Source organism: Geobacter sulfurreducens PCA (genome assembly GCF_000007985.2).
Classification (GTDB): domain Bacteria; phylum Desulfobacterota; class Desulfuromonadia; order Geobacterales; family Geobacteraceae; genus Geobacter; species Geobacter sulfurreducens.
Map to the genome: position 1 here is coordinate 451643 of NC_002939.5, position 26205 is coordinate 477847.

Annotated in this window: 26 protein-coding genes and 1 tRNA gene; 23 read left to right on the plus strand and 4 right to left on the minus strand. The window is 64.2% G+C overall.

The window, feature by feature from the left end:
• Positions 1-16 precede the first annotated feature (16 nt).
• The 7 genes from fliM to flhB are packed head-to-tail and all read left to right on the plus strand — an operon-like array spanning position 17 to position 4762.
• Entirely contained in the window at positions 17-1003 is a 987-nt protein-coding gene (fliM, locus tag GS_RS02095; RefSeq protein WP_010941089.1) for a flagellar motor switch protein FliM, read from the plus strand.
• Positions 1000-1305, plus strand: a complete 306-nt coding sequence (fliN, locus tag GS_RS02100; RefSeq protein WP_010941090.1) for a flagellar motor switch protein FliN — start codon at positions 1000-1002, stop codon at positions 1303-1305. The genes fliM and fliN overlap by 4 nt, the downstream gene beginning before the upstream one ends.
• Entirely contained in the window at positions 1302-1799 is a 498-nt protein-coding gene (fliO, locus tag GS_RS02105; RefSeq protein ID WP_010941091.1) for a flagellar biosynthetic protein FliO, read from the plus strand. The genes fliN and fliO overlap by 4 nt, the downstream gene beginning before the upstream one ends.
• 5 nt (positions 1800-1804) lie before the next feature.
• The gene (fliP, locus tag GS_RS02110) at positions 1805-2572 is read left to right on the plus strand and encodes a flagellar type III secretion system pore protein FliP (RefSeq protein WP_010941092.1); all 768 of its coding nucleotides are present in this window, start codon (positions 1805-1807) and stop codon (positions 2570-2572) included.
• A 12-nt stretch (positions 2573-2584) separates the two neighbouring features.
• Positions 2585-2854 carry a flagellar biosynthesis protein FliQ gene (gene fliQ, locus GS_RS02115; RefSeq protein ID WP_010941093.1) on the plus strand — a complete coding sequence of 90 codons (270 nt, stop codon included), beginning with the start codon at positions 2585-2587 and terminating at the stop codon, positions 2852-2854.
• A gap of 50 nt (positions 2855-2904) precedes the next feature.
• Entirely contained in the window at positions 2905-3699 is a 795-nt protein-coding gene (fliR, locus tag GS_RS02120) for a flagellar biosynthetic protein FliR (protein ID WP_010941094.1), read from the plus strand.
• Between the two features lie 4 nt (positions 3700-3703).
• Positions 3704-4762, plus strand: a complete 1059-nt coding sequence (gene flhB / locus GS_RS02125; protein WP_010941095.1) for a flagellar biosynthesis protein FlhB — start codon at positions 3704-3706, stop codon at positions 4760-4762.
• A 58-nt stretch (positions 4763-4820) separates the two neighbouring features.
• On the opposite strand, the gene GS_RS02130 is transcribed toward flhB, so the two are convergent.
• Positions 4821-5291 (minus strand): SH3 domain-containing protein, encoded by a 471-nt coding sequence (locus GS_RS02130; protein ID WP_010941096.1) that lies wholly within the window; start codon positions 5289-5291, stop codon positions 4821-4823.
• A 307-nt stretch (positions 5292-5598) separates the two neighbouring features.
• On the opposite strand from GS_RS02130, the gene GS_RS02135 reads away from it, so the two are divergent.
• Genes GS_RS02135 through tssH form a run of 6 tightly spaced genes read left to right on the plus strand, consistent with a single transcriptional unit; the run spans position 5599 to position 13289 of the window.
• Positions 5599-6132: a type VI secretion lipoprotein TssJ gene (locus GS_RS02135; protein ID WP_235044952.1), complete on the plus strand. Its 534-nt coding sequence runs from the start codon at positions 5599-5601 to the stop codon at positions 6130-6132.
• The gene (gene tssK / locus GS_RS02140) at positions 6129-7520 is read left to right on the plus strand and encodes a type VI secretion system baseplate subunit TssK (RefSeq protein ID WP_010941098.1); all 1392 of its coding nucleotides are present in this window, start codon (positions 6129-6131) and stop codon (positions 7518-7520) included. The genes GS_RS02135 and tssK overlap by 4 nt, the downstream gene beginning before the upstream one ends.
• A gap of 3 nt (positions 7521-7523) precedes the next feature.
• A complete protein-coding gene (gene tssE / locus GS_RS02145) occupies positions 7524-7931 on the plus strand; it encodes a type VI secretion system baseplate subunit TssE (RefSeq protein WP_010941099.1) in 408 nt (135 codons plus the stop codon).
• A 28-nt stretch (positions 7932-7959) separates the two neighbouring features.
• Entirely contained in the window at positions 7960-9693 is a 1734-nt protein-coding gene (tssF, locus tag GS_RS02150) for a type VI secretion system baseplate subunit TssF (protein ID WP_010941100.1), read from the plus strand.
• The gene (tssG, locus tag GS_RS02155) at positions 9657-10649 is read left to right on the plus strand and encodes a type VI secretion system baseplate subunit TssG (RefSeq protein ID WP_010941101.1); all 993 of its coding nucleotides are present in this window, start codon (positions 9657-9659) and stop codon (positions 10647-10649) included. The genes tssF and tssG overlap by 37 nt, the downstream gene beginning before the upstream one ends.
• A 12-nt stretch (positions 10650-10661) precedes the next feature.
• Entirely contained in the window at positions 10662-13289 is a 2628-nt protein-coding gene (gene tssH, locus GS_RS02160; protein WP_010941102.1) for a type VI secretion system ATPase TssH, read from the plus strand.
• Between the two features lie 9 nt (positions 13290-13298).
• Here tssH and GS_RS02165 read toward each other — a convergent pair whose 3' ends face one another.
• Positions 13299-14303: a hypothetical protein gene (locus GS_RS02165; protein WP_010941103.1), complete on the minus strand. Its 1005-nt coding sequence runs from the start codon at positions 14301-14303 to the stop codon at positions 13299-13301.
• 173 nt (positions 14304-14476) lie between these two features.
• On the opposite strand from GS_RS02165, the gene GS_RS02170 reads away from it, so the two are divergent.
• From GS_RS02170 to GS_RS02215, 10 genes are all read left to right on the plus strand, one after another.
• On the plus strand, positions 14477-16126 hold the full coding sequence (locus GS_RS02170; protein WP_010941104.1) for a GspE/PulE family protein: 1650 nt from the start codon (positions 14477-14479) through the stop codon (positions 16124-16126).
• A 13-nt stretch (positions 16127-16139) separates the two neighbouring features.
• Positions 16140-17210 (plus strand): type IV pilus twitching motility protein PilT, encoded by a 1071-nt coding sequence (locus GS_RS02175; RefSeq protein WP_010941105.1) that lies wholly within the window; start codon positions 16140-16142, stop codon positions 17208-17210.
• Positions 17211-17267: 57 nt separating this feature from the next.
• Positions 17268-17344: transfer RNA gene (locus GS_RS02180), tRNA-Pro, on the plus strand.
• 249 nt (positions 17345-17593) lie between these two features.
• Positions 17594-19009: a UbiD family decarboxylase gene (locus GS_RS02185; RefSeq protein WP_010941106.1), complete on the plus strand. Its 1416-nt coding sequence runs from the start codon at positions 17594-17596 to the stop codon at positions 19007-19009.
• The gene (locus GS_RS02190; RefSeq protein ID WP_010941107.1) at positions 19009-19539 is read left to right on the plus strand and encodes a lipoprotein; all 531 of its coding nucleotides are present in this window, start codon (positions 19009-19011) and stop codon (positions 19537-19539) included. The genes GS_RS02185 and GS_RS02190 overlap by 1 nt, the downstream gene beginning before the upstream one ends.
• Entirely contained in the window at positions 19539-20435 is an 897-nt protein-coding gene (locus GS_RS02195) for a 4-hydroxybenzoate octaprenyltransferase (RefSeq protein ID WP_010941108.1), read from the plus strand. Before GS_RS02190 ends, GS_RS02195 begins: the two co-directional genes overlap by 1 nt.
• Positions 20432-21055: a UbiX family flavin prenyltransferase gene (locus GS_RS02200; RefSeq protein WP_010941109.1), complete on the plus strand. Its 624-nt coding sequence runs from the start codon at positions 20432-20434 to the stop codon at positions 21053-21055. Before GS_RS02195 ends, GS_RS02200 begins: the two co-directional genes overlap by 4 nt.
• Positions 21056-21059: 4 nt before the next feature.
• Positions 21060-22145, plus strand: a complete 1086-nt coding sequence (gene mqnE / locus GS_RS02205) for an aminofutalosine synthase MqnE (RefSeq protein ID WP_010941110.1) — start codon at positions 21060-21062, stop codon at positions 22143-22145.
• 14 nt (positions 22146-22159) lie between these two features.
• Complete coding sequence (gene mqnC / locus GS_RS02210) at positions 22160-23209, plus strand: cyclic dehypoxanthinyl futalosine synthase (RefSeq protein WP_235044953.1); 1050 nt, start codon at positions 22160-22162, stop codon at positions 23207-23209.
• A gap of 166 nt (positions 23210-23375) precedes the next feature.
• Positions 23376-24521, plus strand: a complete 1146-nt coding sequence (locus GS_RS02215; RefSeq protein ID WP_010941112.1) for a ribonuclease D — start codon at positions 23376-23378, stop codon at positions 24519-24521.
• A gap of 137 nt (positions 24522-24658) precedes the next feature.
• On the opposite strand, the gene GS_RS02220 is transcribed toward GS_RS02215, so the two are convergent.
• Both GS_RS02220 and GS_RS02225 read right to left on the minus strand, forming a co-directional pair.
• A complete protein-coding gene (locus GS_RS02220; RefSeq protein WP_010941113.1) occupies positions 24659-25381 on the minus strand; it encodes a hypothetical protein in 723 nt (240 codons plus the stop codon).
• 39 nt (positions 25382-25420) lie between these two features.
• Positions 25421-26203 (minus strand): 16S rRNA (uracil(1498)-N(3))-methyltransferase, encoded by a 783-nt coding sequence (locus GS_RS02225; RefSeq protein WP_010941114.1) that lies wholly within the window; start codon positions 26201-26203, stop codon positions 25421-25423.
• Positions 26204-26205 lie beyond the last annotated feature (2 nt).

A 26205-nucleotide genomic window follows, 5' to 3' on the forward strand; every position in this document is an offset into this window, starting at 1 on the left:
AGGCAGAGGAATCTCCATGGAGAAGATCCTCACCAAGCAAGAGATAGAGGCGCTGCTTGCCGCGGTATTCGAGGGGAAGATCGAACCCGACCGTGAGCTGGCAAAGGAGGAGGGCACCGTCCACTCCTACGACCTCTTCAACAGCGAAGCCCACAAGGGGCTCGTTCCCAACCTGGACATCATTTACGACGGCTTCATCCGCTATCAGCGGGGGACCCTGTCGAACCGGCTGGGGCGCATCGTCGAGATCAAGAAGCTCGGGGCCGGATCGTACAAGTTCGACGACTTCATCCAGACCCTCCCTTCACCGGTCTGCATGGCGATCTACAAGGCCGACCCGCTCAAGGGGGCGGCCCTGATCGCCTTTGACAGCACGCTCGTTTTTACCATCGTGGACTGCATTCTGGGCGGAACCGGCATGACGTCGGTCCAAACGAGCGCCAACCGGATGTTCACCTCCATTGAGCTGCGGCTGGTCCAGAAGATCGTGCAGGATATGCTCGTCGACCTGGAAAAGGCCTGGGCACCGCTCTATGCAGCCAAGATGAGCCTGCTCCGGATGGAGATGAACCCGCGGCTCGTGAATATCGTTCCCCCTGAGTACCAGGTGGTAACGATGGAGATGCAGATCCAGATCGACCAGTTAGAGGGGAAGATGGTTTTTGCCGTCCCCTATATGACCATCGAGCCGATTCGGGACAAGCTCAAGTCCGGCGCCCAGTTCGACCTCATGGCCATTGATCCCCAGTGGTCATTCCGGCTGTCCAAGGAACTGCTGGAGGCTCCCCTGGACGTATCGGTGGAGGTCGGCGGTGCGGTCATCAGCCTCAACGACCTGCTCAGCCTGGTCCCCGGTGACACCATCATGCTTGATACCCCCTGCACCAGCGATCTCACGGTCAAGGTCGGCGGGGTGCCCAAATTCACGGGAATGCCGGGCATACGCCACGGCAACAAGGCACTTCAGATCACGAACGTCGTAGGCAAGGGAGAACAGCGGTGAGCGACTTCACGAAAGAAGAAACCAAAGACGGTGAACTGGACCGCAAGAACCTGGAGTTCATTCTCGATATACCGCTTCAGCTCACGGTGGAACTGGGCCGGACCAAGATCCTGGTCAAGGATGTGCTCCAGCTCAATCAGGGGGCGGTGGTGGAATTGACCAAGCTTGCCGGAGAGCCCTTGGACGTTTTCGTGAACTCCAAGCTCGTCGCCCGCGGCGAGGCGGTGGTGGTCAACGAGAAGTTCGGGGTCCGGCTCGTGGATATCGTCAGCCCCAACGAACGGGTGGAGAAAGTACTGTGAAACAGCCGGCATCAGTTACGGCCCTGGCCCTGGCGGTCCCCGGCGTGGCCCGGGCCGCAGAGGCCGCCGGCGGAGCGAATTTCAGCTTCGCCACCGTGTTCATCCAGATGCTGGCCTCCCTCTCACTGGTGCTGGGGCTCATCTATCTGGCCTATTACGCGGCAAACCGATGGTTTAGGCCCGGCGTCCACGGCAAGGGAACCGAACGCCACATCCGGCTGGTGGAAACCCGCTACCTGGCGCCGAAGAAGTCGCTGGTCCTGGTGGAGGTGGGGGGGGAGTTTCTCCTGCTCGGCTCTTCCGGCGACAATCTCTCGTTCATCAAGCAGATAGACATCCTGGAAGAGATCGAGGTGCTCGACGAAACCACCGGGCGCACTCCCCTCGCCACTCTCTTTCAGGGAAAACTGGACGCGGTCACGACACGGCTCGCCGCCATGAAGCAGGGGCGTGCCGATGTCCCCGAGCGCCGCGCCGGGGAAGGAAAAGCCTGAGCACCATGGACGGTGTCCCGATATTCAAACGAATCCCTTTCATCGCCCTCTGCGTCATCCTGCTGACCGCCTCGCTGGCGGCCGCCGCCGAGCCCCTGGCGCTGCCCAGCGTTAGCATCGGGGTGGGCAAGGCCACCAAGCCGGGCGATGTGTCGGTGGTCCTCCAGATATTCTTCCTGATGACGGTGCTGTCCCTGGCGCCGGGGCTCCTCATGATGACCACCTCGTTCACGCGGATCGCGGTGGTGCTGTCGTTCCTGCGCCACGCCATCGGCACCCAGCAGGCGCCCCCAAACCAGATCATCATCGCCCTGTCCCTGTTCCTGACCTTCTTCGTCATGGCTCCGGTCTGGCAGCAGGTGAACACCCAGGCGATCCAGCCTTACCGGGCGGCCCAGATCACCCAGGATGAGGCCCTGAAACGGGCGGTGGCTCCCATGCGGAAGTTCATGCTTTCCCAGACCCGTGAGAAGGACCTGGCCCTGTTTCTGAATCTTTCGAAGCTGCCGCGACCCCGTACGGCCGACGACATCCCGACTCTGACCCTCATCCCGGCCTTCATGATCAGCGAGCTGCGGACCGCCTTCCAGATCGGGTTTCTGATTTTTATCCCGTTCCTGGTGGTTGATATGGTGGTGGCCTCGGTCCTCATGTCCATGGGTATGATGATGCTGCCGCCGGTCATGATTTCACTGCCGTTCAAGATCCTCCTCTTTGTCCTGGTGGACGGGTGGGGGCTGGTCATCGGCTCCCTGATAAAAAGCTTTGGGTAGCGGAGGTTTATCATGAGTCCCGATCTCGTCGTACAGCTTGCCCGCCGCAGCTTCGAGGTGACGCTGATGCTGGCTGCTCCGCTGCTTATTTCCGGCCTTGTGGTCGGACTTGCCGTCAGCATCTTTCAGGCGGTCACCTCCATCCAGGAGGCGACCCTTGCCTTTGCCCCCAAAATCATCGCCGTCATGGTCGCCCTGGTGATCTTTTTCCCCTGGATGATGAACTACATGAGCGACTTCACCCGGGAAGTTTACGCCCTCATCGCCACCATGCGACGGTGAGGACCGTCAGCTTCGGCGAGTGACAGTGCTCCGCCGGGACGCCGACACCCATGTTTCCACTGACCACACCATTCCCCACGGCCAACGACGTGGCCTTCTTCACTCTGGTGATGGGAAGGATGGCGGGCATCTTCGCAGCCATTCCCATCTTCGGCGGGCGGCGGGTGCCGACCCCCATCAAGGCCTTGCTCGTCTTCGCCATGACCATGGTCTGCTTCCCCATCATCAAGGAAAAGATGCCGCAGCTTCCGACCGACGTGCTCTCCCTGGGCTTCCTCATGGTGCAGGAGGTACTGGTCGGCGTGTCGCTTGGGTTGCTGTCCCTGATCATCTTCGCCGCCGTCGAGTTCGCCGGCCAGATCGTCAGCGTCCAGATCGGCCTCACCATCGTGACCGAATTCGATCCGTCCCAGGGAGGCCAGCTGTCGATCATGTCGATCATCCTGGAGATGCTGGCCACGCTCCTGTTCCTCTCCCTGGGCATGCACCACATCTTCATCGGAGCGCTGGTCCAGAGCTATGACGTCCTCCCCCTGGGGGCGTGGCACATGAGCGGCGCGCTTCTCCAATTCATCGTGACTACCATCGGCGAGGTGTTCGTCCTGGCGGTCCGGCTCGCGGCGCCGGTGATGGTCACCCTCCTGGCGACCAGCGTCATGCTCGGCATCATGGCCCGCTCGTTCCCCCAGATGAACGTCTTTTTCGTCAGTATGCCCCTGAACATCGGCATCGGATTCATTGTTCTGGGGCTTTCCCTCCCTCTCTTCCTCCATACCGTCCAAGGGCATTTCGGCTTGCTCGACGAACAGCTCAAGACCATGATGAAGCTCATGGGTAAGGGATGAGGGCATGTCTGACGACAAACATTCAAAAACAGAAAAACCAACAGCAAAGAAGCTGGACGAGGCGAAAAAGAAAGGGGTTCCCCACAGTCGGGACCTGACCTCCACCGTAACCCTTATCGCCGCCATGGTTGCCTTGTACACCACCGGCGGTTTCATGTTTACCACCCTGAAGCGGACCAGCGGCGAGCTGCTCGGTTCCATGGGTACGTTTCACCTGACCGAAGCAAGCGTCGAACATCTCCTCATCAAGCTGTTCCTGGTATTTCTCAGCGTGGTCATGCCGTTCATGCTGGTGGTGGTGATTTCGGGGCTTGCAACGACCATGGTCCAGGTGGGCTTCTCCATGAACAGTGAACGGATCACCTTTAAGCTGGACAAGCTCAATCCGGTCACTAACGCCCAGAAGCTCTTCAATAAGGACTCCCTGGTGGAGATGCTCAAGGCCGTCCTCAAGATCGTCATTGTCGGCTACATGTCGTACAAGATCATGCGGGACGAGATGGACGGACTGCTTTTCTTGGCCGATACCGATCTGGCTGGGATCCTTGAGGTTTTCAAGCACTTGGCATTCAAGCTGGTCATCCATACCTGCGGTGTACTTCTTATCCTGGGGGTTCTGGACCTGGCCTTCGTCAAGTGGCGTTTCATCGATAATCTGAAAATGACCAAGCAGGAGGTCAAGGACGAGCACAAGGAGTCTGAGGGGGACCCGAAGGTCAAGGGTAAGATTCGTCAGATGCAGTTTCAGCAAGCCCAGAAACGCCTGCGCAAGGTTATTCCTACCGCCGACGTGGTCGTCACCAACCCGACGCACTACGCCGTGGCGCTCAAGTATGAACGCGAAACCATGGCCGCGCCACTGGTGCTGGCCAAGGGCGTCGACCATATGGCCCAAACCATCAAGGCCATCGCCCGTGAGAACAACGTGATGCTCGTGGAAAATCGTTTCCTGGCCCGCGAGCTCTATGCCCAGGTCAAAGAGGGACAACCCATTCCCGAGAGCCTGTACACCGCGGTAGCGGAGGTGCTGGCCTATGTGTACAGCCTGAAGGGGAAGATCTGAACCGGCGCCGCTCCCGCGAGCATGCGGGGGCCACGCGCCGGCCTACGGGCTCTGCGACTTACAGCCCATTCCCCTCCACAAACTTCCGGTAGACCCATCCCTCCGCCGTTTTCCCGCCGTGCTGCCAGCGAACGCGCAGCCAGCTCCCCTCTTTCCCCAGCAACTCCAGTTGTGTGCCACCCTTCAGGACAGCTACCACTTTCGTACGGGGTGAAGACCCGCGCCGGACGTTCACGTACTTATGCTCCGGTCCAATGCGTAGCGATGCCGGCACGGCGACAGCCGGAGTCGCGGGAGGTTCCGGCGGCTGCGGCAGAGGGGCCTGCGGTGGGGGAGGCTGAACCATCGGCGTGGGGGGAGCATGCTGCCGGTCGGTCCGGTCGACGACTGCCGGTGCCTCCTCGAAGCCGATCCCCGGGGCCTGGGGACCTCCCCGTTCCTCGGTGACGGTGGTGCAGGCTGCAAGAAGAGGGACGACCAGGGCGAGCGACGGTATCAGCATTCGTGACTGAAGCCGAATCAGGGTCATGACACGTTTCTCCTTTCAAGGGGGAGGCTATCGTGCGGATGTCCTCGCGTCAAGTGTTACCATTCCATTACACGTTCAGCCACCACAGTGTTCCGTTTGTTTTCGACTCAGGCCCTCCGACATCCGCTGTCAGCGGCGCTGTGCACAGCTTCCCACCAGTCCATTGACAGTAAGCGACAATAAATGATAATACGTTAACATTAATTTTAATGTAATAAGCTACGTACCGCCTTGCTGTCCGTACCCTGTCCCATTGTCATCGCTCACTACGCCCCTGGAGAAGCCGATGAAGCGTCATTCCGCTTTGTTGCCGTGTTGGTCTGTCGTTGCGTGCCTCTGCTCCTGTGCCTCGTCTCCGGAGGTCAGGCCGCCGGTTGAGTGGGGGTTCGAAAGGGAGGCCATTCATCTGAGCCTCACCGGCGACCCCCGGCTGAATCTCTATCAGAACAGCCCCCACGCACTTGTTGCCTGCATCTACCAACTTCGCGATCCGAACGCCTTCAACCAGTTGCGGAACGAACCGGACGGGCCGGCAAGGCTGCTGGAATGCAGCAGGTTCGACCAAGCCGTGGCAACGGCCAGGCGGGTTGTCATCCAGCCAGGTCAGGTATTGAACGACGTCCTGGATCGGGCCGAGGGGGCACGCTACGTGGGTTTTGCGGCGGGATACTACCTGCTCGACAAGGAACGGTCGGTCCGGCTCTACCCGATCCCGATCAGTGAGGAGACGAAGGGATTCGTCAGCCGCACGAAGCTCGTCAAGCCGGGACGGGTCGATATTCGGCTGCATCTGGGCCCTCAGGAGATTCAGGATGTGAAGGAGGAGCCCCGAAAGCCATGAACGCCCATCCCCCCCTTTACTGGCACCAGGGGCTCTTTCTCCAGCCCCATCACTTTCAGCTCCAGGACCTGTCGGTCCAGGGGCGTCTCGCCCCCCTGTTCCGCCATCTCCACCCCCACTTCTGGGGGGCGGGTGAGCTGGAGATCGAGGCCAGCGCTCTCGGCACCCGGGTCTTCAGCATCCTTTCCGGCGAGTTCCTTTTCCCCGACGGCACCTGGGCGGTCATCGGCGAGAACGCCCTCTGCGAGCCGCGCTCCTTCGACGACTCCTGGATCGAAGGGGATCGTCCCCTGCCGGTCTACGTGGGAGTGCGCAAGTGGAGCGGGGATAGAGAGAACGTGACCGTCACCGAACGGCTCGAAAACCTCGGCGGGATCACCACCCGCTTCGCCGCCGCGGCAGATCCGGAGGAGATGCGCGATCTCCACGCCGGCGGCCCGGCAGGTCAGGTGAAGCGGCTGCGCCATGTGCTGAAAATCCTCTGGGACAGCGAGCGGGACCAACTGGGCGACTGGCACCTGATCCCGGTGGCGCGGCTGGAGCGCTTCGGGGCCGACGTGCGGCTCTCCGGCCGCTTCATCCCCCCTTGCCTCTCCCTCGAAGCGAGCGAGCCCCTCTTTCGCATCGTCCGGGAGATCCGGGACCAGGTGGCGGCCCGCGCCAGACAGCTGGAGGAGCACAAGAAGCAGCGCGGCATCCAGAACGCCGGGTTCGGCTCTCGGGACATGGTCTACCTCCTGGCGCTCCGTTCTCTCAACCGGCATGTGCCTCTCCTCTTCCACCTGACCGAGGCGCGGCAGGTCCACCCGTGGGACGTCTACGGGGCCCTGCGCCAGCTCATCGGCGAACTCTCCTCCTTCTCCGAGCGGGTCTCGGCCCTTGGCAAACTGGACGACGGCGTCCGGCTTCTCCCTCCCTATGATCACCGGGCACTCGGGGAGCGCTTTTTCGTGGCCCGTGACCTCATCGCCCGACTTCTGGACGAGATCACCGCCGGTCCCGATTACGTGATCCGCCTCACCCACGACGGCACCTTCTTCAGCGCCGACCTGAAGCCGGGCATCTTTGAAACCGGCAGCCGCTATTACCTGGCCCTGCGGACCACCACGGAGCCGGCTGCGTTCCTCCCGTCCCTTGAAGCCGCCGCCAAGCTCAGCGCCCGGAACCACCTGCCGGTCCTGGCCGCCCGCGCCCTCCCCGGCATCGGCCTGAGCCACCTGCCGGTCCCGCCCCAGGAGCTGCCGCGCCGCGCCGACACCCACTACTTCGCCGTTGATACTGCCGGTGACCAATGGCCCCTGGTGGAGCGGGAACACGCCCTTGCCCTCCACTGGACCGGCGCCCCGGCCGATCTGGAGGTGGAGCTGATGGTGGTGGCCAAGGGGTAGCTCATGCGCGAAGAACGCCTTCTGGAACGTATCCGCTCCCTGGAGCGGGATCCGTCGCGCCGCGGGGGGACTGATCGGGGCCGTCTGGTGGATTCAATCCTGGCACACGTCCGCCGGATTATTAACACGCGCCGGGGGAGCGTGCCTATCGCCCCTGACTTCGGCATCCCTGACATGCTCGACGTGCTTCAGAGCTACCCAGATTCGGTGCGGGAGATCGAACGGAGCATCCGTGCCGCCATCCAGGGCTTTGAGCCGCGTCTCGCCGACGTAAGGGTTGCCTTCGTCCCGCAGGAGGACGACGTGCTGGCGCTCCGGTTTGCCATCTCCGCCCGGCTTGGCAGCGACGGCGGAGCGGTCTGTTTTGAAACGCTGGTGGATACCGACGGGAAGGTTACGGTGAGACGTTGACCATGCCCGGGAAGAGAGAGCATACACGATGATCACCCGTCATTTTCAGGATGAACTCGCCCGACTCAAGGAGTTGGGGGCCGAGTTCTCCGTGACCCACCCGGCGTTGGCGCCGATGCTCGGCGGTCCGTCGACCGACCCGGATGTGGAGCGGCTCCTGGAGGGCGTTGCCTTCCAGACGGCTCTCCTTCGCCAAAAACTCGATGATGATTTCCCCGAAGTGGTCCACGATCTGGTTCGTCTTGTGGCCCCCCACTACCTGCGGCCGGTGCCGGCCACCACCATCGTCGCCTTCGAACCGAAGCCGTCACTGACTCGCTCACGGCTGATTCCGGCCGGGACCGAGCTTGCGTCGATCCCGGTGGAGGGAACCCGCTGCCTCTTCCGGACAACGAGCCCGGTAGAACTTCATCCTCTGGAACTTCTCGAGGCAACGTTTGCCCAACCAGCAGGGAGCGCTCCAGTCGTAACCCTGTCCCTGTCGCTCACTGGCCTCTCGCTCGACCACTGGGAGCCACGATCGCTGCGATTTTTTCTGGCCGGCGACCATGCCCCGGCAGCGGAGCTGTTCCTGATCCTCTCCCGGCACCTGAAGCGAATCGTGATCACCCCGGAGGAGAGAGGGGCGTCGGCCAGCCTGCCCGCAGCCTGTCTTCAGCCGGTGGGCCTCAATGACGACGAGCACCTGATTCCCTGGCCATCCCACGCCTTTCCCGGCTATCGGCTGTTGCAGGAATATTTTGCCGCGCCCCAACGGTTCCTGTTCCTGGAGTTGACCGGCTGGGAACGCTGGACCACCCGTGGCAGCGGCTCGAGATTCACCATTACCTTCGAGTTAGGCGAACTCACTATCCCTCCGCCCCCGGTGCGGCGGGATAGCTTTGTTCTTTTCGCCTCCCCGGCCGTGAACCTCTTTTCACACGACGCCGAACCGATTCTCCTCGACCACCGGGTCGGGAGATACCCGGTGAGGCCTGCGGGTCTGGAACCGGGGCACGGTCAGGTATATTCCGTCGATCGTGTGACCGGTATCGTCCGGGGGGCGGCAACGGAGCGCATCTATCACCCCTTCGAGCAGTTCAGGGATGGCGCAGATGCCCAGCCAACCTTTCATACCGCCGTATCCGCTTCGCCGGTCCGCGCCGGATTCGATGTGCACCTGGCCGTTGCCTACCCACAGGGGGAGGGGTTGCCGGAGACGGAGACGCTTTCCATCGCTCTTACCTGCAGCAACGGCCGCCTGCCGGAAAATCTGTGGCTCGGCGACCTGTGCGAACCGACCTCCTCCTCACCCGAGAGTGCCACCTTCCACAACATCACGCCACTTACCCCGACGCTGCTGCCGCCACTGGGGAAAAATCTCCTCTGGCGACTCGTTTCCCATCTGTCCCTTAACCGCCTCTCCCTGGCCAGCGCCGACAATCTCCGCACTCTCCTGGCGCTCTACCTGTTCGAGGAGGGAGGGGACCGGGGTGACTTGGCCGCCAACCGGAAGCGGCTGGACGGGATCGAAGCGGTTATCGCCAAGCCGGCCGGCCGCCTCGTGGGGGGGCACCTACTGCGGGGCAGCGAGATTGTCCTTACTCTGCGGGGGGACCACTTTGCCAGCCCGGGCGATCTGTTCCTCTTCGGGGCGGTGCTCGACCGCTTTCTGGGGGGCTATGCCTCGCTCAACAGCTTCACCCGCCTGACCGTCCGCGAAAGCGTTCGGGGAGAGGTGTACTCATGGGCTCCCCGCCTTGGTCACCGCCAGCTTCTCTAGAGACGCAGCTGTTCGAGCGGGGGCATGAGTTCTCCTTTGCCCAGGCGGTGCGCCTGCTGCGGCTTCTTGCGGCCGCTCAGGGGAGGGAGGGCGCTTGCCCGTGCGGGGTACGGGTCCGGCCCGAGCTTTCCCTCTCCTTTCCGGTTGCTGATGTGGCGCGGATCGAGCGGCAGAGCGACGGCTACCGGATAACGGCCCGCTTCCTCGGTCTCTACGGCCCGTCATCTCCCCTGCCAACCTTCTACACCGAAGAACTGATAGACGAGGAGCGGGAAGACGGCTCTGCTTCACGGGATTTTCTCGACGTGCTGAGCCACCGGATCTTTGATCTCTGGGTCGCCGGCGACGCCAAGTATCGCCTGTTCAACCGGGTTGTGGAGGACGGAAGCGGGGATGACCTCGAACGTCTTTTTTGTTTGGCTGGGCTCGACCTGGCCCAGGGGCAGACAGTCCTGCCGGAGTCCGGCCGCTGGCTCCGCTATGTGGGTCTCCTGGGACAGGTTCCCCGCTCTGCCCTGGGGTTGCGGACCATGGTCGCCGACGCCCTCGGCGTACCGGTTGAAGTCATCCCCTGCCAGCACCGGCAGGTGTCGATTCCCCCCGGACAGCGGCTAGCCGTGGGCATAGCCGCGAGCAGTCTCGGCATCGACACGGTCGTCGGAACCAATCTGGATGACCGGCTGGGCATGTTCCGCCTGTGCCTGGGGCCCCTTTCCCGCGAACAGTTCGCGGATCTCCTCCCCGGCGCCCCTGGCCGCTCGACTCTGGACCTGATCGTGGAACTCTACCTGGATGCCCCCCTCGCCTGGGACGTGGAGTTGACCCTGGCCCCGGGAGAGACGCCGGAAGCACGTCTCGGCGCTTGTCGGGGGGCACGGGTCGGATGGGACACCTGGCTTGGTGTCGCAGCCGGCGAATCCCTGCCTTGCGTTGTATTTCCCGGACATTTTCCCTAAGGAGACCCTTCCGTGCTGACCGTCGACCTTACCGCTCTTCTCAAGCGACTCAACCCCCTCTGCACCCGGGTACTGGAGGGGGCCGCAGGACTCTGCGTGGCCAGAGGGCACTACGAAGTGACTGTTGAACACTTCCTGGCCAGGTTGCTCGATGAGGCGGGGGGGGACCTTGTTGCCGTTCTGCGGAACTCTAACATCGACGCCTCCCCGCTGAAGATCGGAGTCGTCCGGGTTCTCGACGAGTTGCCCACCGGCAACGGGGGGCGGCCGGTCTTCTCCCCGATCCTCCTGGAGTGGCTCCAGGCGGGGTGGCTCACGGCCTCCCTCGATCTGAACGAGGAGCGGGTCCGCTCCGGAGCGCTCTTCGCGGCGCTCTTGGCCCGGCCGCTGCGGTTCGCGGCGGGCCGCTACGTGGACCAGCTCATGCCCGTGGGACGGGAGGGGCTTCTCTCCGGCTTTTCGCGCGCTGTTTCCGGCTCGGAGGAGAACTCCTGCATGGGCGGCGACACCGCTTCCGTCGCCGGGCCCGGCCGGGATGGCACGGCACTTTCCCGCTTCTGCACCGACTTCACCGCACGAGCGGCCGAGGGGGGCATGGACCCGGTCTTCGGCCGTGATCGGGAGATCGGCCGGATGATCGACATCCTGGCCCGGCGGCGGAAGAACAACCCCATCGTGGTGGGAGAGGCGGGGGTCGGCAAGACCGCCGTGGTGGAGGGGCTGGCACTCCGTATCGTTGAGGGGGAGGTGCCGGAGGCATTGCGGGAGGTGAGGCTCCTGGGGCTTGATCTCGGCCTGCTCCAGGCGGGGGCAGGGGTGAAAGGGGAGTTCGAGAGCCGTCTGAAGAGCGTTATCGAAGAGGTAAAGGGGGCTTCCCGGCCGGTGATTCTCTTTATCGATGAGGCCCACACCCTGATCGGTGCCGGCAACCAGGCGGGCGGGGGTGATGCCGCCAACCTTCTGAAGCCGGCCCTGGCCCGGGGTGAGCTGCGCACCATAGCCGCCACCACCTGGAGCGAATACAAGAAATATTTCGAGAAGGATGCCGCCTTGGCCAGGCGCTTCCAGCCGGTGAAGCTGGACGAACCGTCGGTGGAGACGGCGGTGCTGATCCTGCGGGGCCTCAAGGATACGTACGAGGCGGCCCATGGGGTCACCATCCGGGATGACGCAGTCCGGGCGGCGGCGGAGCTCTCGTCCCGCTACCTGTCGGGCCGGCAGCTGCCGGACAAGGCGGTGGATCTCCTTGATACGGCTGCGGCCCGGGTGAAGCTCCTGCTCACCGGCAAGCCGGGAAGGGTAGAGGAGGCGGAGCGGCGCATCCAGGCCCTGGAGCGGGAAGAGGCCGCCCTCCGCCGTGATCGGCTCCAGGGGCGGCCGGAGGACGAAGGACGGCTGGCGGTGCTGAAGGAGGAGCTGGCGCTGTTGCGGGAGGAGCTGGCTGCCGTAACGGCTCGCTGGCACCGGGAACGAGAGCTGGCCGGGGCGGTGGTGGCCCTGCGGAACGAGGCAGCGGAGGGCCGTGACGCAGGTGGGGACGCAGTGGGGCTGAAGATGGCGGAACCCGCGGCAAAGCTGGCGGAAGTCCAGGGGGATGAGCCGCTGGTCAGGATCGAGGTGGACCCGGAGGTGGTTGCGCAGGTGGTGGCCGACTGGACCGGCATTCCCCTAGGGCGCCTCCGCAAGGACCGGACCGCCGGGGTGCTTGCCCTGGAAGAGGGCCTGCGCCGGCGCATCCGGGGGCAGGAACCGGCGCTGGCCGCCGTGGCCGAGGTGCTCCGTTCCTCGGCTGCTGGCCTCAAGGACCCGCGCCAGCCTCTGGGGGTCTTCCTGCTTGTCGGCCCCTCCGGCGTCGGCAAGACCGAAACCGCCGTGGCCGTGGCCGATCTTCTTTTCGGCGGCGAACGGTTCCTCACCGTCATCAACATGAGCGAATTTCAGGAGCGCCACACCACCAGCCGTCTCATCGGCTCGCCGCCGGGGTACGTGGGGTATGGTGAGGGCGGCGTCCTTACCGAGGCGGTCCGCCGCAGCCCCTACTCGGCGGTGCTGCTGGACGAGGTGGAAAAAGCCCACCCCGACGTCCTCAATCTCTTTTACCAGGTGTTCGACAAGGGGATGCTGGCCGACGGGGAGGGGCGGGTGATCGACTTCGCCAACACGGTCATCTTTCTGACGAGCAATCTGGCGGCGGATGTCGTCGTCTCGCGCTGCGCGGAAGAGCCGCAGCCCACGACAGAGGAGCTGGCCGCCGCCATCCGCCCCCATCTCGCGCGGCACTTCAAACCGGCGCTCCTGGCCCGCATGACCGTGGTCCCCTACCTGACCCTGGCGCCGGACAGCCTGGAGGAGATCGTGGGCCTCAAGCTCGGCCGGGTGGCGGAGCGGCTCCGGGAGAACAGCCGAACGGAGCTTGCGTGGACCCCGGCGGTTGCGGCCCGGCTCGCTGCCCGTTGCTCCGAAGTGGAGAGCGGCGCCAGGGCCATCGACCATATCCTGCGCGGAACCCTCCTGCCGCTCCTCTCCCGGGAGATCCTGGCGCGGATCGGCGGAGGAGAGGAGCTGGAGGCAATCCGGCTCGATGTAGCAGCCGACGGTTCCTTTACCGTCGGCTGTGGGGACGGTGCGGCGGTCCGGTGACCGGAGGCGTCAAACGCGGTACTGCTCGATGCAGGTTTCGGAGAAGGTGTGGGAGACCGTGAGCATCTGTTCGCTGCCGTCGACCGTGACCTTGATCCGGCAGTCGCTGCCGGGCTCGGCCTTGGTGTAGCGGAGGAGAACCTTTGCGGCGGTCTCAAGGAGGACGTCGTCCACCGTTCCCATGAGGACGCCGAGGGGGCTTGATCCGTCTAGCCACCGGATGGCGGCTTCGCCCGGCTGGACATGGTGGGAAAGGAGTTCGTTCTCGGCCTCGTTACGGCCGATCAGCACCTTGGTGCGGGGGCCGACGCGGAAGTGGCGCGCAACTTTAAGCAGGCGGAAATCACGCAGGTTGAGCTGGTCCGAGTGGTCGAAGACGTCCCTGACCTTGGAGACGAAGGAGACCTCAGTGAGAAGGCAACCGCCGGCCGGGCACGGGTAGTTCTTCACATCGAGATCCTCGGCCAGCTGCATCTGTTCCTTGCGTGAGCGTCCCTGGATAGCCAAGAGCTTTTCGCGGTCGACCCATCCCTCCCGCTCGGGGCGCGTCGGCTCGAAGTGCTTGGCCGAAAGGGGGCGCAGCAGCAGCCCCTCCAGCCCGCTTTCCCGCTCGATGACGCGGAGCGTGTCCCGGCGCTGGCTCATGGGGCGCTGCCCCAGCACCTCGCCGGTAATGACGAAATCGGCACCGCTTTCGGCCATGTACTCCTTTGCCTTGCGGAGGAGGAAGATGCGACAGTCCACGCAGGGGTTCATCCCCTTCCCGTAACCGTGCCGCGGCGCGCGGACCACTTCCAGATAGTCGACCCCCTTGTGCATGACCTTGATGGGGATGCCGAATTCTTCGGCCACCCGAATCGCTTCGGATTTGCAGCCGGCGTTTTTTCCCGTACAGGTGCAGAAGGGAGAGGTGAAGTTGAGGGCCTCGACCTCGATTCCCTGCTCAAGCATGACCTTGACCGCAAGGGTAGAGTCGAGTCCCCCCGAGAGGAGGGCAAGGGCTTTTCGTTTCATGTCGTCTCCTGGGGCGCCATGACGGGCGTCGGCAACCGCGGTGCCCGTTACGGAACCTGATTTTTCACGAGGGTAGCACGGGGGGGCGAAAAAAGTAAAGGGTGCTCGCGCCTGAAAATAACCCTCAAGTCACGGCAGGTTCCGGCCGATTGGATGTAGAGGGAGGAGCACCCATGGAAAGCATCGTCAAGGAAGGGTCTCTCGGGTCCATTCTCTTCAAATGCCAGATCATCAGCGAGGACGACATCCGGCGGGCACTCGATGAGCAGGAGCGCACCGGAGGCCGCTTCGGCGAGGCACTGGTATCACTCGGCATTGTAACCCAGGAAGACATCGACTGGGCCCTGTCGAACCAGCTCAACATCCCCTACGTACGCCTCAAGCCGGCCATGGTCGACCGGGATGCCGTGGCGTTGGTCCCGGCGGTCATGGCCCGACAGCATAATCTCATCCCCCTGATCAGGGCCGGCGAGGAACTGAGCATCGCCATTGCCGACCCGCTCAACGTGGCGGCAGTGGCGGCCGTGGAAAAGGAGACCGGGTGCGCCGTGTCGGTTTCCGTGGCGCTCATCCGGGAGATCCGGGAGATGCAGGAGCGTTTCTACGGACCGCCCGACACGGAGGAACGCCTGGGGTTCACGTCGTCGGCGTTCCCACCCCAGGCCCTTGCCGCCATGAATCACGACCTGACAGGGGGGAAGTTCATCGATTACCTGTTGCTGTTCGTGGCCCAGCAAAAGCTCAGCTCCCTTTCGCTCCACCCCCTGGGGGACAGGGTGTCGGTGATTGGCCGGCGCGGCGGCACCACGCGGGAGGTCGGACAGCTTGCCCCTTCCCGCTATCCCGACGTGGTCATGCACGTCAAGAAACTTGCCCACATCGACGGGGCCCGGTTCTCCGCCCGTGGGGGGCTATCCTTTGCCCTGAAGGGCCGCTCCATTCCCTTTCAGGTGGCTACCCTGCGGGGAGAAGGCGGCGATCACCTCACCTTCAGGATGACGGTGGCGGCATTGTTCCCGACATCCCTTGCCGACCTGGGGCTGACGGACGACCAAGTCCGGCAGTTTGCCGATCTGGCGGCGGCCGGTCGCGGCATGGTGGTGACCGGAGCCCGGGATCGGGAGATTCGCCGCCGGCTCACGGATCTCTACCTTCAGGAGCATGAGGCGGAGGGGAAGACCGTGCTGGTCGTCGGCAGCGGCGCCGGCACGGGAGAGCAGCGGTTCCCCCGTATTCCGGTGCCGTCCGACGCGGATCTGAGCGCTGTGGTTTCAGCCTGTCTGGAGCATGATCCGGATATTCTCGTCCTGGAGGATGTCACTGACGGCCAGGCCTTTGCGGCAGCATGCCGGGCAACTCTGCGCGGTAAGCTGGTGGTGGCGGGGATCGGCTGCGGTGACGCCGTCGGCGCCCTGGACCAGCTTATCGCCTTCCGGGACATGCACGTTCTCGTGCCTGCGTATCTGCGGGGGGTGATTACCTGCACGCCGATCCGGCCCCTGTGCCCCGCATGCCGGCGAAGCGAGCCATTCCCCGCCGCAGAGCGGGCGGCTCTGGGGATCGGTGCCGACGTCACCTCTTGCTGGCGGTCGGCGGGATGCGAATCCTGCGACCAGACCGGCCATGACGGCAGGCGCTACCTGCTGGATGTGCTGGTTTTGGACCACGACCTCCGGGAGCGGTTCGAGGCGGCCCGCAACGGGGCAGAGGTGATCGAGCATTTGCGCGGACAGGGTTGGCGCGGGATCACGGACGAGCGGCAGACCCTGCTGGCTGAAGGCACTATTTCGCTGGAGGAGTACGCCTCCTCCCTGCACGGTTGACGGAGACGGTTTCATGGCACGTATCGACGCACTGTTCAAGCTGCTGAAGGAGCAAGGGGCCTCCGACCTCCACCTGTCGTCCGGGGCTCCGCCCATTTTCAGGCTTCACGGAGAGATGGCGCGGCAGAACTTCAAGGTTCTTTCCCACGAGGAACTGACGGCCATCCTCTACGAAATCCTGACCGACAAGCAGAAGGCCGATTTCGAGGAGCGGCGGGACCTGGACTTCGCCTATGCCATTCCCGGCCTGGCCCGGTTCCGGGGGAACTACATGATGACCCACCGGGGCATCGCCGCGGTCTTCCGGATCATCCCCAGCAAGATCCTCTCGGCAGACGACCTGAGCCTTCCCGACGGGGTTCGCCGCATGACCCAGTTCAAGAAGGGGCTCGTGCTGGTCACCGGGCCCACGGGGTCGGGCAAGTCCACCACCCTTGCCGCCATGATCGACCTCATCAACGCCACCCGCAAGGAGCACATCCTCACTCTGGAAGATCCTCTCGAATTCATCCACGAGAACAAGATGTCGCTCCTGAACCAGCGGCAGATCGGCGAGCACTCCCTGAGTTTTTCCGCCGCCCTTCGCGCCGCCCTGCGGGAGGACCCCGACGTGATCCTCGTGGGCGAGATGCGGGACCTGGAGACCATAGGCCTCGCCATGAGCGCAGCCGAGACCGGCCACCTGGTCTTCGGCACCCTCCATACCAACTCGGCGGCCAAGACCATCGACCGGATCATCGACGTTTTTCCCACCGATCAGCAGGAGCAGACCCGGGCCATGCTCTCCGAATCTCTCAAAGGGGTCGTCTGCCAGCAGCTTCTCAAAACCGCCGACGGCAAGGGGCGGGTTGCGGCACTGGAGATCATGCTCGGCACACCGGCCATCGCCAACCTGATCAGGGAGGGGAAAACCTTCCAGATCCCCTCCATCATCCAGACTGCCAAGCGTGACGGCATGCAGCTCATGGACCAGCACCTGCTGGACCTCTTCAAGACCAAGCGGATCACCGCCGAAGAGGCCTACCGCTGCGCCCAGGACAAGAAGCAGTTCGAGCAGTACCTGACGGAAAAGCCGGGCCAGTAGGATGAAAAAAACCTTGCCAGAGCAGCAGGTCGCATGATATATAAATTGCTTCTTAGTCGGGGCGTAGCGCAGCCTGGTAGCGCACCTGCTTCGGGAGCAGGGGGTCGGAGGTTCAAATCCTCTCGCCCCGACCATAAAAAGATCAAGGGGTTACGGCGAACGCTGTAGCCCCTTACTTCTTTTGCGATCTCTCTGCGCAGAGCTTCTCGCTTCTTTCAGGTCCGCCCGACAGCTACATCCCCCACCGACCTGCTTCTAAAGCCCTTGTTCCGTCCGACCGTTTCGGGCATCCCGTTCCGCGTCGTTAAAAGGGTTGTCACCCGCGGGTCGAAATGCTACAAGATTTTATTTGGCGTCATTTCGCACGGTTCTGTCTGAACTCCATGGCTAACGGTGATCTTCACGATTTTCTTGCCGAGTTGGAACGGCTCGGTGACCTTCATCGGGTGGCGGCTGAAGTCGACCCGGTGCTTGAGGTGGCCGCCATCACCGACCGGGTGAGCAAGCTGCCGGGCGGGGGGAAGGGGCTTCTTTTCGAGCGCGTGAAGGGCTCCCGCTTCCCACTGGTCACCAACGTCTTCGGCTCGGCCGGACGGGTGGCAGCCGCCCTTGGCGCGGCAACCCTCGACGACTTGACGGCGCGGATGGAGTCGCTCCTCGCCGCCGTGCCCCCCGCGAAAACGGCATCCCCCCTGGAGGCGATGGCCTCCCTGGCCGAGATGCGGCGCTTTGCCCCCATGATCGTGGAGAAGGCGCCCTGCCAGGAGGTGGTGGAGGCGCCGGACCTCCTGCGCTACCCGTTTCCGCACTCCTGGCCCGGCGACGGTGGCCGCTTCATCACTCTTCCCCTTGTTGTTACCCGTGACCCGGAGACGAACACTCCCAACTGCGGCATGTACCGCGTGCGGGTGGTGGATGGAGCCAGCGCCGGCATCCGGTGGTATGCGGGGAAGGGGGGCGAGCTCCACTGTCGGCGCCATCGGGAGCGCGGGGAGCGGATGCCCGTGGCCGTGGCCATCGGCGGCGATCCGGCGGCAATCCTGGCGGCGATCCTTCCCCTTCCCGAGGGGTTCGACGAAATGCTCTTTGCTGGTTTTCTCCGGGGGCGCCCCCTGGAGCTGGCGCGCTGCCGGACCAGCGACCTGCTGGTCCCGGCCGGGGCGGAACTGGTTCTGGAAGGCTATGTGGAGCCCGGCGAGACGGTCATGGACGGCGCCTTCGGCAACCATACGGGCTTTTACGCCCCGGCGGCATCGGTGCCCCTCATGCGGCTCACCTGCATAACGCGCCGCGCCGATTGCCTCTGCCCGGCCACGGTGGTGGGCCGGCCCCCCATGGAGGACTGCTATCTGGCCAAGGCGGCGGAGCGGCTCCTGCTGCCGGTGCTCAGGATGCGCTGGCCCGAGATCGTCGACATCAACTATCCGCTGGAATGGATATTCAACGGAGGCGCTGTTCTTTCGCTGCGGGAATGCTCTTCCTCCCGGGTCCGCCGGATCGTCACGGAACTTTGGAGTTCGGGGCTTGCCGGGCCCGGCAGGCTTCTGGTGGCGGTGGACGAGGGGACGCGGGTCGATGATCCCGCCGACGTGGCTTGGCGGGCCATGAACGCGGTGGACTGGCGGACCGATCTGATCATTGCCGAGCGTGACGCCGCAGCCGCCTGGCCCGGCCTCGGTTCGCGGCTGGCCATCGACGCCACCCGATCCGCTGCCCGCCGCTACGGAGCAGAAGAACTCGTGCCGGACCGGGAGACGGCCCGGCGTGTGGACTCGCGTTGGAGGGAATACGGATTCTGATGATGTTCCGGCTTGGCTGGGGAATACTCGTATGCCTCTTTCTGGCTCTGGCAGCGGGATGCTATCACTTGCGGCTCGAGCCGGCTGCGTTGCCGGTTCAGCGGGCCGTTACGGCCCGTTCGGCTGCCGATGTCTTTGATCGGGTGCGGGATGTTCTCGTCCAGGACGGATACGCCGTGGAGCGGGACGAGAGGCGGGACAACGGCGAGGGGGGCGTCATCACCTGCGGATACCGCCACTTCTCGACCCGGGCCGGGGGAATTTCCCAGCCGGTCGGGGGGCGCCTCTACTATCACCGGTTGATGATCACCGTGAACGGCGGCGAAGAGGGGGCCGAGATCCTCATGGAATCCACCGGCCTGGAAATCCGTTCCAGCTACGTCTATGAGGAGGGGGGCGCAGTTCGTTCGTTTGCCAAGCGCTACCCCTACGAGCAGTATCCCGGCATGTTCGACCTGAAGGCGGTGGATCGAGAACTGGCGCGGGTGAGAGGGATGCTGGAGGCCGCTCTGCGGCAGGGGGAACGATGATGGTGAGCGAGGAAGGGCTGGAGAAGGGTATGTTTGCCAAGATCAGAGTATTTCTGGAGATGATCAAGTTTTCCCACACGGTGTTCGCCCTGCCGTTCGCCTTTACCGGCGCGGTGCTTGCGGCCGACGGCATGCCGTCGGCGCACCAGGTGTTCTGGATTCTGATGGCTATGGTGGGGGCGCGGACCGCCGCCATGGGCATGAACCGCCTGATCGACGCCGAAATCGACGCCCGGAACCCCCGTACCGCAAGCCGCGCCATCCCGGCAGGGCTCATCGGCACGGGGACGGTGGCCCTTTTCATCGTACTCTCCATTCTGCTCATGCTCTACGCCGCCTGGCAGCTCAATCCGCTCTGCCTCTATCTTTCGCCCGTGGCCCTTTTCTTCCTGGGGCTCTATTCCTACTGCAAGCGGTTCACCTCCCTGGCTCACGTGGTCCTCGGCATCTGCCTGGCAGCCGCGCCGCTGGGTGCCTGGATCGCCATCAGGGGCACGGTGGAGGTGCCGGCGATCCTGCTGGGACTCGCGGTCCTCTTCTGGGTGGCCGGGTTCGATATCCTCTATGCCCTCCAGGATCTGGACTTCGACCGCGCCAGCGGGCTCCATTCCATCCCGGTGCGGCTCGGGGTAAACGGCTCACTCTGGGCAGCCCGGGTCTTTCATCTGGTGATGCTGGGGCTCCTGGCCGGGCTCTACCTAAGCGCGGGGCTCGGCCCCTGGTTCCTGGCCGGCCTGGCCGCCACCATCGCCATGCTCGGCTATGAGCACTGGCTCCTGCGCCACGGCGACCTGACCAAGCTCGACGCAGCCTTTTTCACCATGAACGGCTACATCAGCATCACGCTGTTCGTGGCAACCCTGGCCGATGTGCTGGCGGGACGGGGGGGCGTATGAGCGGGCGGCACGTGGTCTTGGCCATCACCGGCGCATCCGGGGCAGTGTACGGGCTTCGCCTGGGTTGTGAGCTTCTGGCGGCGGGCTGTCGGCTCACTCTTCTGATCAGCCGGCCGGGTTTTACCGTCATTCGGGAAGAGTGCGGCCTCGATTGGGGGGATTGGCCCCATGAGACCCTGGGCGCCCTGGAGGAGTACTTTCGGCCTGCGCCGGGGATGCTCGCCTACTATACGGAGGACGATCTCATGGCTCCGGTGGCGAGTGGTTCCCGTGCGCCTGACGCCATGGTCGTCTGTCCCTGCTCCATGGGGAGCCTGGCCCGGATCGCGGCGGGCCTTTCAAGCACCCTGACCGAGCGGTGTGCCGACGTGACCCTCAAGGAGGGGAGACCCCTGGTGCTGGTGCCGCGGGAGACCCCCTTGTCGGCCATCCACCTGGAAAATATGCTGAAGCTGGCGCGGCTCGGGGTTCGGATCGTGCCGGCCATGCCCGGTTTCTACCACGAACCGCGCACCGTGGACGACCTGGTCGGTTTTGTGGTGGGCAAGGTGCTGGACGCACTTCAGATTCCCCATGAGTTGTTCACCCGCTGGGGTGACGTATCCCGGGTGGAGGAGTGATGGGATGAGTATTTCATTGGCGACAATTAGCGGCCGGGTCCATGCCGGCGAACGGATCAGCGACGAGGAGGCCCTGTTCCTCTTCGAGAGCCGCGACCCCCTGGCCGTGGGAGAACTGGCCGCAGCCGTCAACCGCCGCCGCAACGGCGACCGGGTCTTCTTCAACGTGAACCGGCACATCAACCACACGAACATCTGCGTCAACCGCTGCTCCTTCTGTGCCTTCTACCGCGCCGCCGACGAGCCGGGGGCATACCTCTACGACCTGGAGGAGATCCGCAACCGCGCGGCCGAGGCCCACGCCCAGGGTGCCACCGAGATTCACATCGTGGGCGGCCTCCACCCCGATCTTCCCTTCGACTTCTATCTCGCCATGCTCCGGACCGTGAAGGAGGTCTCCCCGGACCTCCACGTGAAGGCCTTTACCGCGGTTGAGATCGAGTACCTGTCGCGGCTCGCCGGCCTTTCGACGGCCGAAACCCTGACAGTGCTGAAGGAGGCGGGACTCGGCTCGCTCCCCGGCGGCGGGGCGGAAATCTTTGCTCCGGCCGTGCGCAACCGGCTCTGTCCCGAGAAGATCTCCGGCGACAAGTGGCTGGCCATCATGGAGGAGGTCCACCGGGCCGGGCTCAAATCCAATGCCACCATGCTCTACGGCCACATCGAGAGCTACGCGGACCGCGTGGACCACATGCGCCGCCTGCGTGAGCTTCAGGACCGCACCGGCGGCTTCCAGGTCTTCATCCCCCTGGCCTTCCAGAAGGATAACAACCCCCTGGGGCACCTGAAACGCCCCGGGCCCGGTGGGGTCGACGCCCTGCTCACCCTGGCCGTGGCCCGCATCTACCTGGACAATTTCGCCAATATCAAAGCCTACTGGGTCATGCTCGGGGTAAAGATCGCCCAGACTTCCCTGGCCTTCGGGGTAAACGATCTGGACGGCACGGTGGTGGAGGAGAAGATCGGCCATGATGCCGGCGCCGCTTCCCCCCAGACCATGGGGCGCGACGAAATCGTCTCCCTGATCCGCACGGCCGGCCGGGTGCCGGTAGAGCGGGATACGCTGTACAACGAACTGCGGGTGTACTGATGCCGATACGTGCCATGGAAAAAGCAACCGCCGGGAAACTCCTCACGCGGGCCGAAGCGCTCAGCCTCCTGACGGAGGGGGACCTCCTCGCCCTGGGCCGGCTCGCCGATGCTGTCCGCCGGAGGATGCACCCGGAAAACCTGGTTACCTTCGTGGTGGACCGCAACGTCAACTACACCAACGTCTGCGAGTCCAAGTGCAAATTTTGTGCGTTCTACCGCGACGAGGCAGCTCCCGACGCCTATCTGCTGGCCGAGGAGGCCATCTTCGCCAAGATCGCCGAGCTGGTGGAACACGGCGGGACCCAGCTCCTCATGCAGGGGGGGCTCCATCCCCAGTTGGGGATCGACTGGTTCGAGGACCTTTTTCGGGGGATCAAGGCCCGCTTTCCGCAGGTACAGAACCATTCACTCTCGCCGGCGGAGATCACTCAGATCGCCACGGTCTCGAAACTCACCATCCCGGAGACGGTGCGCCGGCTCCGGGAGGCGGGGCTCGACTCCATTCCCGGCGGCGGCGCCGAGATCCTGGTGGACAGCGTGCGGCAGGAAATCTCGCCCCGCAAGATCGGCTGGGAGGGCTGGGCCGCGGTGATGAGTGAGGCAGCCCGCCAGGGAATGGCCACCACGGCTACTATGATGTTCGGCAGCCGCGAGACCCCCGAGGATATCGTGGAGCACCTCTTCCGCGTCCGGGAGCTCCAGGCCGCCGGAGGGTCCTTCACCGCCTTCATCCCCTGGACCTACCAGCCGGGCAACACCGAGCTCGGCGGCACGGGGGCCACCGGCGTGGAGTACCTGAAGGTCCTGGCCCTGTCGCGGATCGTCCTCGACAACATTCCCAGCATCCAGGCCAGCTGGGTGACCCAGGGTGCAGCTATGGCCCAGGTGTCGCTCTTCTTCGGCGCCAATGACCTGGGCGGGACCATGCTGGAGGAGAACGTGGTGGCCGCGGCCGGCTGCACCTTCCGCATGAGCCGCGAGGAGATGGTGGAGCTCATCCGTGAGGCCGGGTTCCGGGCTGCCCAGAGGACGACGCTCTATTCGATAATCCGCGAGTATTGACCTGAATAAGCAGTTGAAACACAGAGCAACAGAGCAAAATCTGGAAGAGCCTCCGTTCAAGTTCAACTTCGCCTCTTGATGGCATAAGGCAGAATGTTACCGACGCGCTGAATTCTCTGCTACCCTGCGTTATTGCCGCAGTTTAATCCCATGACTGGAGTTTTCCTTGCCTCTGCAACCCGCTTCACCTGAGATCATCACCACCGTCGATGGAGTGCGCCGTCTTGCCGACCGCCTCGGGAGCGAGCCCATCGTGGCGTGCGACCTGGAAGCAGATTCCATGCACCACTATCAGGAGAAGGTCTGCCTGATCCAGTTCGCGGTACCCGGCTACGCCGCCATCGTCGACCCCCTGGCAGCCCCGGACATCTCACCGCTGGCGCCGCTGTTTGCGAACGCCGCCATCCGCAAGGTCTTTCACGGGGCCGACTACGACATCCGCTCCCTCCACCGGGATTTCGGCATAGAGGTGAACAATCTCTTCGACACCATGATTGCCTGTCAGCTGTTGGGCGAGCGGGAGTTCGGCCTGGCCGCCCAGCTGCGCAAGCGGTTCGGCGTGGAGTTGGACAAGCAGTACCAGCGGGCCGATTGGAGCAGGCGCCCTCTCACGGTGGGGATGATTGAGTATGCGGTGAAGGACACGACGCTCCTGATCGAGCTGTACCGGCAGCTGGTGGCCGAACTGGAGGAAAAGGGGCGACGCGGCTGGGTTGAGGAAGAGTGTGAGCTGCTGTCGCGGGTGCGGGTGGCGGAGCGGGGCGATGAGCCGTTCTTTCTCCGGTTCAAGGGGGCATCCCGGATGGACGGCCGGACCCTGGCGGTCCTGGAAGAACTTCTGCTGTTCCGCGACGGACGGGCCCGCCAGTTTGATGTACCGCCGTTCAAGGTGCTGGGTACCGATACCGTGCGTGAACTGGCTGAGCGGCGTCCTCGCCTCCCGGAGGAGCTGCAGGGAATCACCGGCCTGACGGACAAGGTCGCGGCCCGCTACGGCGAAGGGATTCTGCGTGCCGTCGAACGGGGGTGCGCGGTACCGGCGCAGCAGTTGCCGGCGTATCCCCGGGAGGAGCGTCGCAAAATGGAGCGGGGGGAAGAAGATCGGCTGAAGCGGCTCAAGGAATGGCGGACCGAAGAGGCGGGACGGCTCGGCATCGAGCCGGGCTACATCGCCAACAACGCTCTGCTGGAACTGGTGGCCGTCAAGGCCCCGCGCACCATGGGGGACCTGGAGGCTCTGCCCCCCATGCGCTGCTGGCAGCGCAGCGAGTTCGGCGAACAGATCCTGTCCATCGTGAGCCCGAGGCGCTGACGGCACATCGCAAACAAACTCTGTCGTTCCGGCGGCTCTGCGGCGAAGCTTCAATCGTACCATGCCCGACGTAGCCCTGTTGCTCAGTCGCGCCAGGGCTGCTCGCTGCAGGGCATGGGCTGGCCCTGCAGAAATGTCTACTTCTCCTCCTCTCCGGCATCGCCGAAGAGGGAGTCAAAATCGGTCCCCGGAAAACTTTCAACTCCCGCCTCCGGCCCCTTGGGGGCGGCAGGCGTCGTCGCCGTTTTCGTCTCCTTATCGTCCCAACTGAAGCTTTCCAGGTCAAAGTCGCCGGCTGCGGCCGGTTCTGCCGCGGGCGCGGGTGTATCTCCGAACCCGCCGAAGCTGTCAGTCGGCACTTCCCAGGGGCTTTCCATCTCCGGCACCTGCGCGGCGCCGGGCGCGGCAGCCGTTATCTCACTGTTGTCGCCGGTTTCCAGGAGCGTCGCGAAATCATCGGTGCCGGCGTCGGCATCAGTGGTTGAGGGAGCGGGTACGGCGGGTGCCGCAGGGGTGTCGTCGAAGGAAAAGTCGCCCAGGTCAAGCCCGGCGGATGCCGGCTCAGCCGGCGCCGGTGACGGTGAGAGCCCCAGGTCCAGGTCGGAGAAGATGTCGTCCCCCGGCTTGAAAGACTCCGGCGCCGCAGGGACTTCCCAGGTGAAGCTTTCTTCGGCATTCGCAGCGTTTGCTGCCGACGGCGCCGCAACGGCGACGGCCGGTGCCGCTACGGTCAGTCCCGCCAAGGGGAGCACCACGGCCCGGATACCGTGGGTCTGCTTGAAGGCGGAGAGATCGTGGCTGCACTTCTTGCAGTTATCGAGGAATTCGAAGCTGTTGTAGCCGCACTTGGGACATTTCATCGTGGGAACTCCTTGTGCGGCCGGCTTCGATGCTGGCCGCTATGGTATCGGTTGCGCCGGGGCGGGGCGGGGATGCGGCCCGCTGCCCAGGTCTCCGTACAGGTATTGCAGTATCGCCACCAGGGCGATGCCGGCGGTTTCGGTTCTGAGAATCCGACGGCCGAGGGTGACGGGAACGAATCCCGCCTCCCGGGCCTCGGCTGCCTCGGCCGCCGTGAATCCCCCCTCGGGGCCCACCACCACGGCGATGCGTTTCGGTGTCTGCGCTGCGGCCAGGACTCCGGCGAGGGTCGTGGTCCGTTCGTCCTCCCAGAGCAGAAGCTTCAGGTCGTGGTCCGTTCCCCGAACCGCCTCGGTCAGCCCCCGCGCCAGTTGTACCCGGGGTACTGCTGGACATCCAGCCTGGCGGGCTGCCTCTTCGGCCACCCGTTGCCAGCGCCGTAACCGCTCCTGCTCCCGCTCCGGCGAAATGCGGGGGACCGAGCGCTCGGCCAGGAAGGGAACCACTTCGGATACGCCGAGTTCAGTGGATTTCTGCAAGATGAGTTCCATTTTGTCGCCTTTGGGCAGACCCTGGCAGAGGGTGAGCCAGAGGCCGTCTCCATCCCCCCTGATCTGCCGCCGCTCGCTGATGGTCACCGTCAGGCTGTCTCGTCCCATGGCCGTGATGACTCCCGTGCACTCGGCCTCTTTCCCATCCGCGAGAATGACCTCGGTGTCAATTTTTAGACGAAGCGACCGGGCCATGTGACGAAAAAGGTCCCCCCGCACAACCACGTTTTTACCCGACAGATCAAGGCCCGTGACGATAAACCGGCGCATGC

Excerpts from the sequence above, each read along its gene's own strand:
- fliP (WP_010941092.1), top strand. The coding sequence starts at position 1,805 with ATGGACGGTGTCCCGATATTCAAACGAATCCCTTTCATCGCCCTCTGC.
- GS_RS02220 (WP_010941113.1), bottom strand. The coding sequence starts at position 25,381 with ATGAAATGTCCCAAGTGCGGCTACAACAGCTTCGAATTCCTCGATAAC.
- tssF (WP_010941100.1), top strand. The coding sequence starts at position 7,960 with ATGATCACCCGTCATTTTCAGGATGAACTCGCCCGACTCAAGGAGTTG.
- tssE (WP_010941099.1), top strand. The coding sequence starts at position 7,524 with ATGCGCGAAGAACGCCTTCTGGAACGTATCCGCTCCCTGGAGCGGGAT.
- GS_RS02185 (WP_010941106.1), top strand. The coding sequence starts at position 17,594 with ATGGCTAACGGTGATCTTCACGATTTTCTTGCCGAGTTGGAACGGCTC.
- GS_RS02175 (WP_010941105.1), top strand. The coding sequence starts at position 16,140 with ATGGCACGTATCGACGCACTGTTCAAGCTGCTGAAGGAGCAAGGGGCC.
- GS_RS02165 (WP_010941103.1), bottom strand. The coding sequence starts at position 14,303 with ATGAAACGAAAAGCCCTTGCCCTCCTCTCGGGGGGACTCGACTCTACC.
- tssG (WP_010941101.1), top strand. The coding sequence starts at position 9,657 with ATGGGCTCCCCGCCTTGGTCACCGCCAGCTTCTCTAGAGACGCAGCTG.
- mqnE (WP_010941110.1), top strand. The coding sequence starts at position 21,060 with ATGAGTATTTCATTGGCGACAATTAGCGGCCGGGTCCATGCCGGCGAA.
- GS_RS02130 (WP_010941096.1), bottom strand. The coding sequence starts at position 5,291 with ATGACCCTGATTCGGCTTCAGTCACGAATGCTGATACCGTCGCTCGCC.
- flhB (WP_010941095.1), top strand. The coding sequence starts at position 3,704 with ATGTCTGACGACAAACATTCAAAAACAGAAAAACCAACAGCAAAGAAG.
- GS_RS02195 (WP_010941108.1), top strand. The coding sequence starts at position 19,539 with ATGGTGAGCGAGGAAGGGCTGGAGAAGGGTATGTTTGCCAAGATCAGA.
- fliQ (WP_010941093.1), top strand. The coding sequence starts at position 2,585 with ATGAGTCCCGATCTCGTCGTACAGCTTGCCCGCCGCAGCTTCGAGGTG.
- tssK (WP_010941098.1), top strand. The coding sequence starts at position 6,129 with ATGAACGCCCATCCCCCCCTTTACTGGCACCAGGGGCTCTTTCTCCAG.
- mqnC (WP_235044953.1), top strand. The coding sequence starts at position 22,160 with ATGGAAAAAGCAACCGCCGGGAAACTCCTCACGCGGGCCGAAGCGCTC.
- GS_RS02170 (WP_010941104.1), top strand. The coding sequence starts at position 14,477 with ATGGAAAGCATCGTCAAGGAAGGGTCTCTCGGGTCCATTCTCTTCAAA.
- GS_RS02200 (WP_010941109.1), top strand. The coding sequence starts at position 20,432 with ATGAGCGGGCGGCACGTGGTCTTGGCCATCACCGGCGCATCCGGGGCA.
- fliR (WP_010941094.1), top strand. The coding sequence starts at position 2,905 with ATGTTTCCACTGACCACACCATTCCCCACGGCCAACGACGTGGCCTTC.
- fliM (WP_010941089.1), top strand. The coding sequence starts at position 17 with ATGGAGAAGATCCTCACCAAGCAAGAGATAGAGGCGCTGCTTGCCGCG.
- GS_RS02190 (WP_010941107.1), top strand. The coding sequence starts at position 19,009 with ATGATGTTCCGGCTTGGCTGGGGAATACTCGTATGCCTCTTTCTGGCT.
- GS_RS02225 (WP_010941114.1), bottom strand. The coding sequence starts at position 26,203 with ATGCGCCGGTTTATCGTCACGGGCCTTGATCTGTCGGGTAAAAACGTG.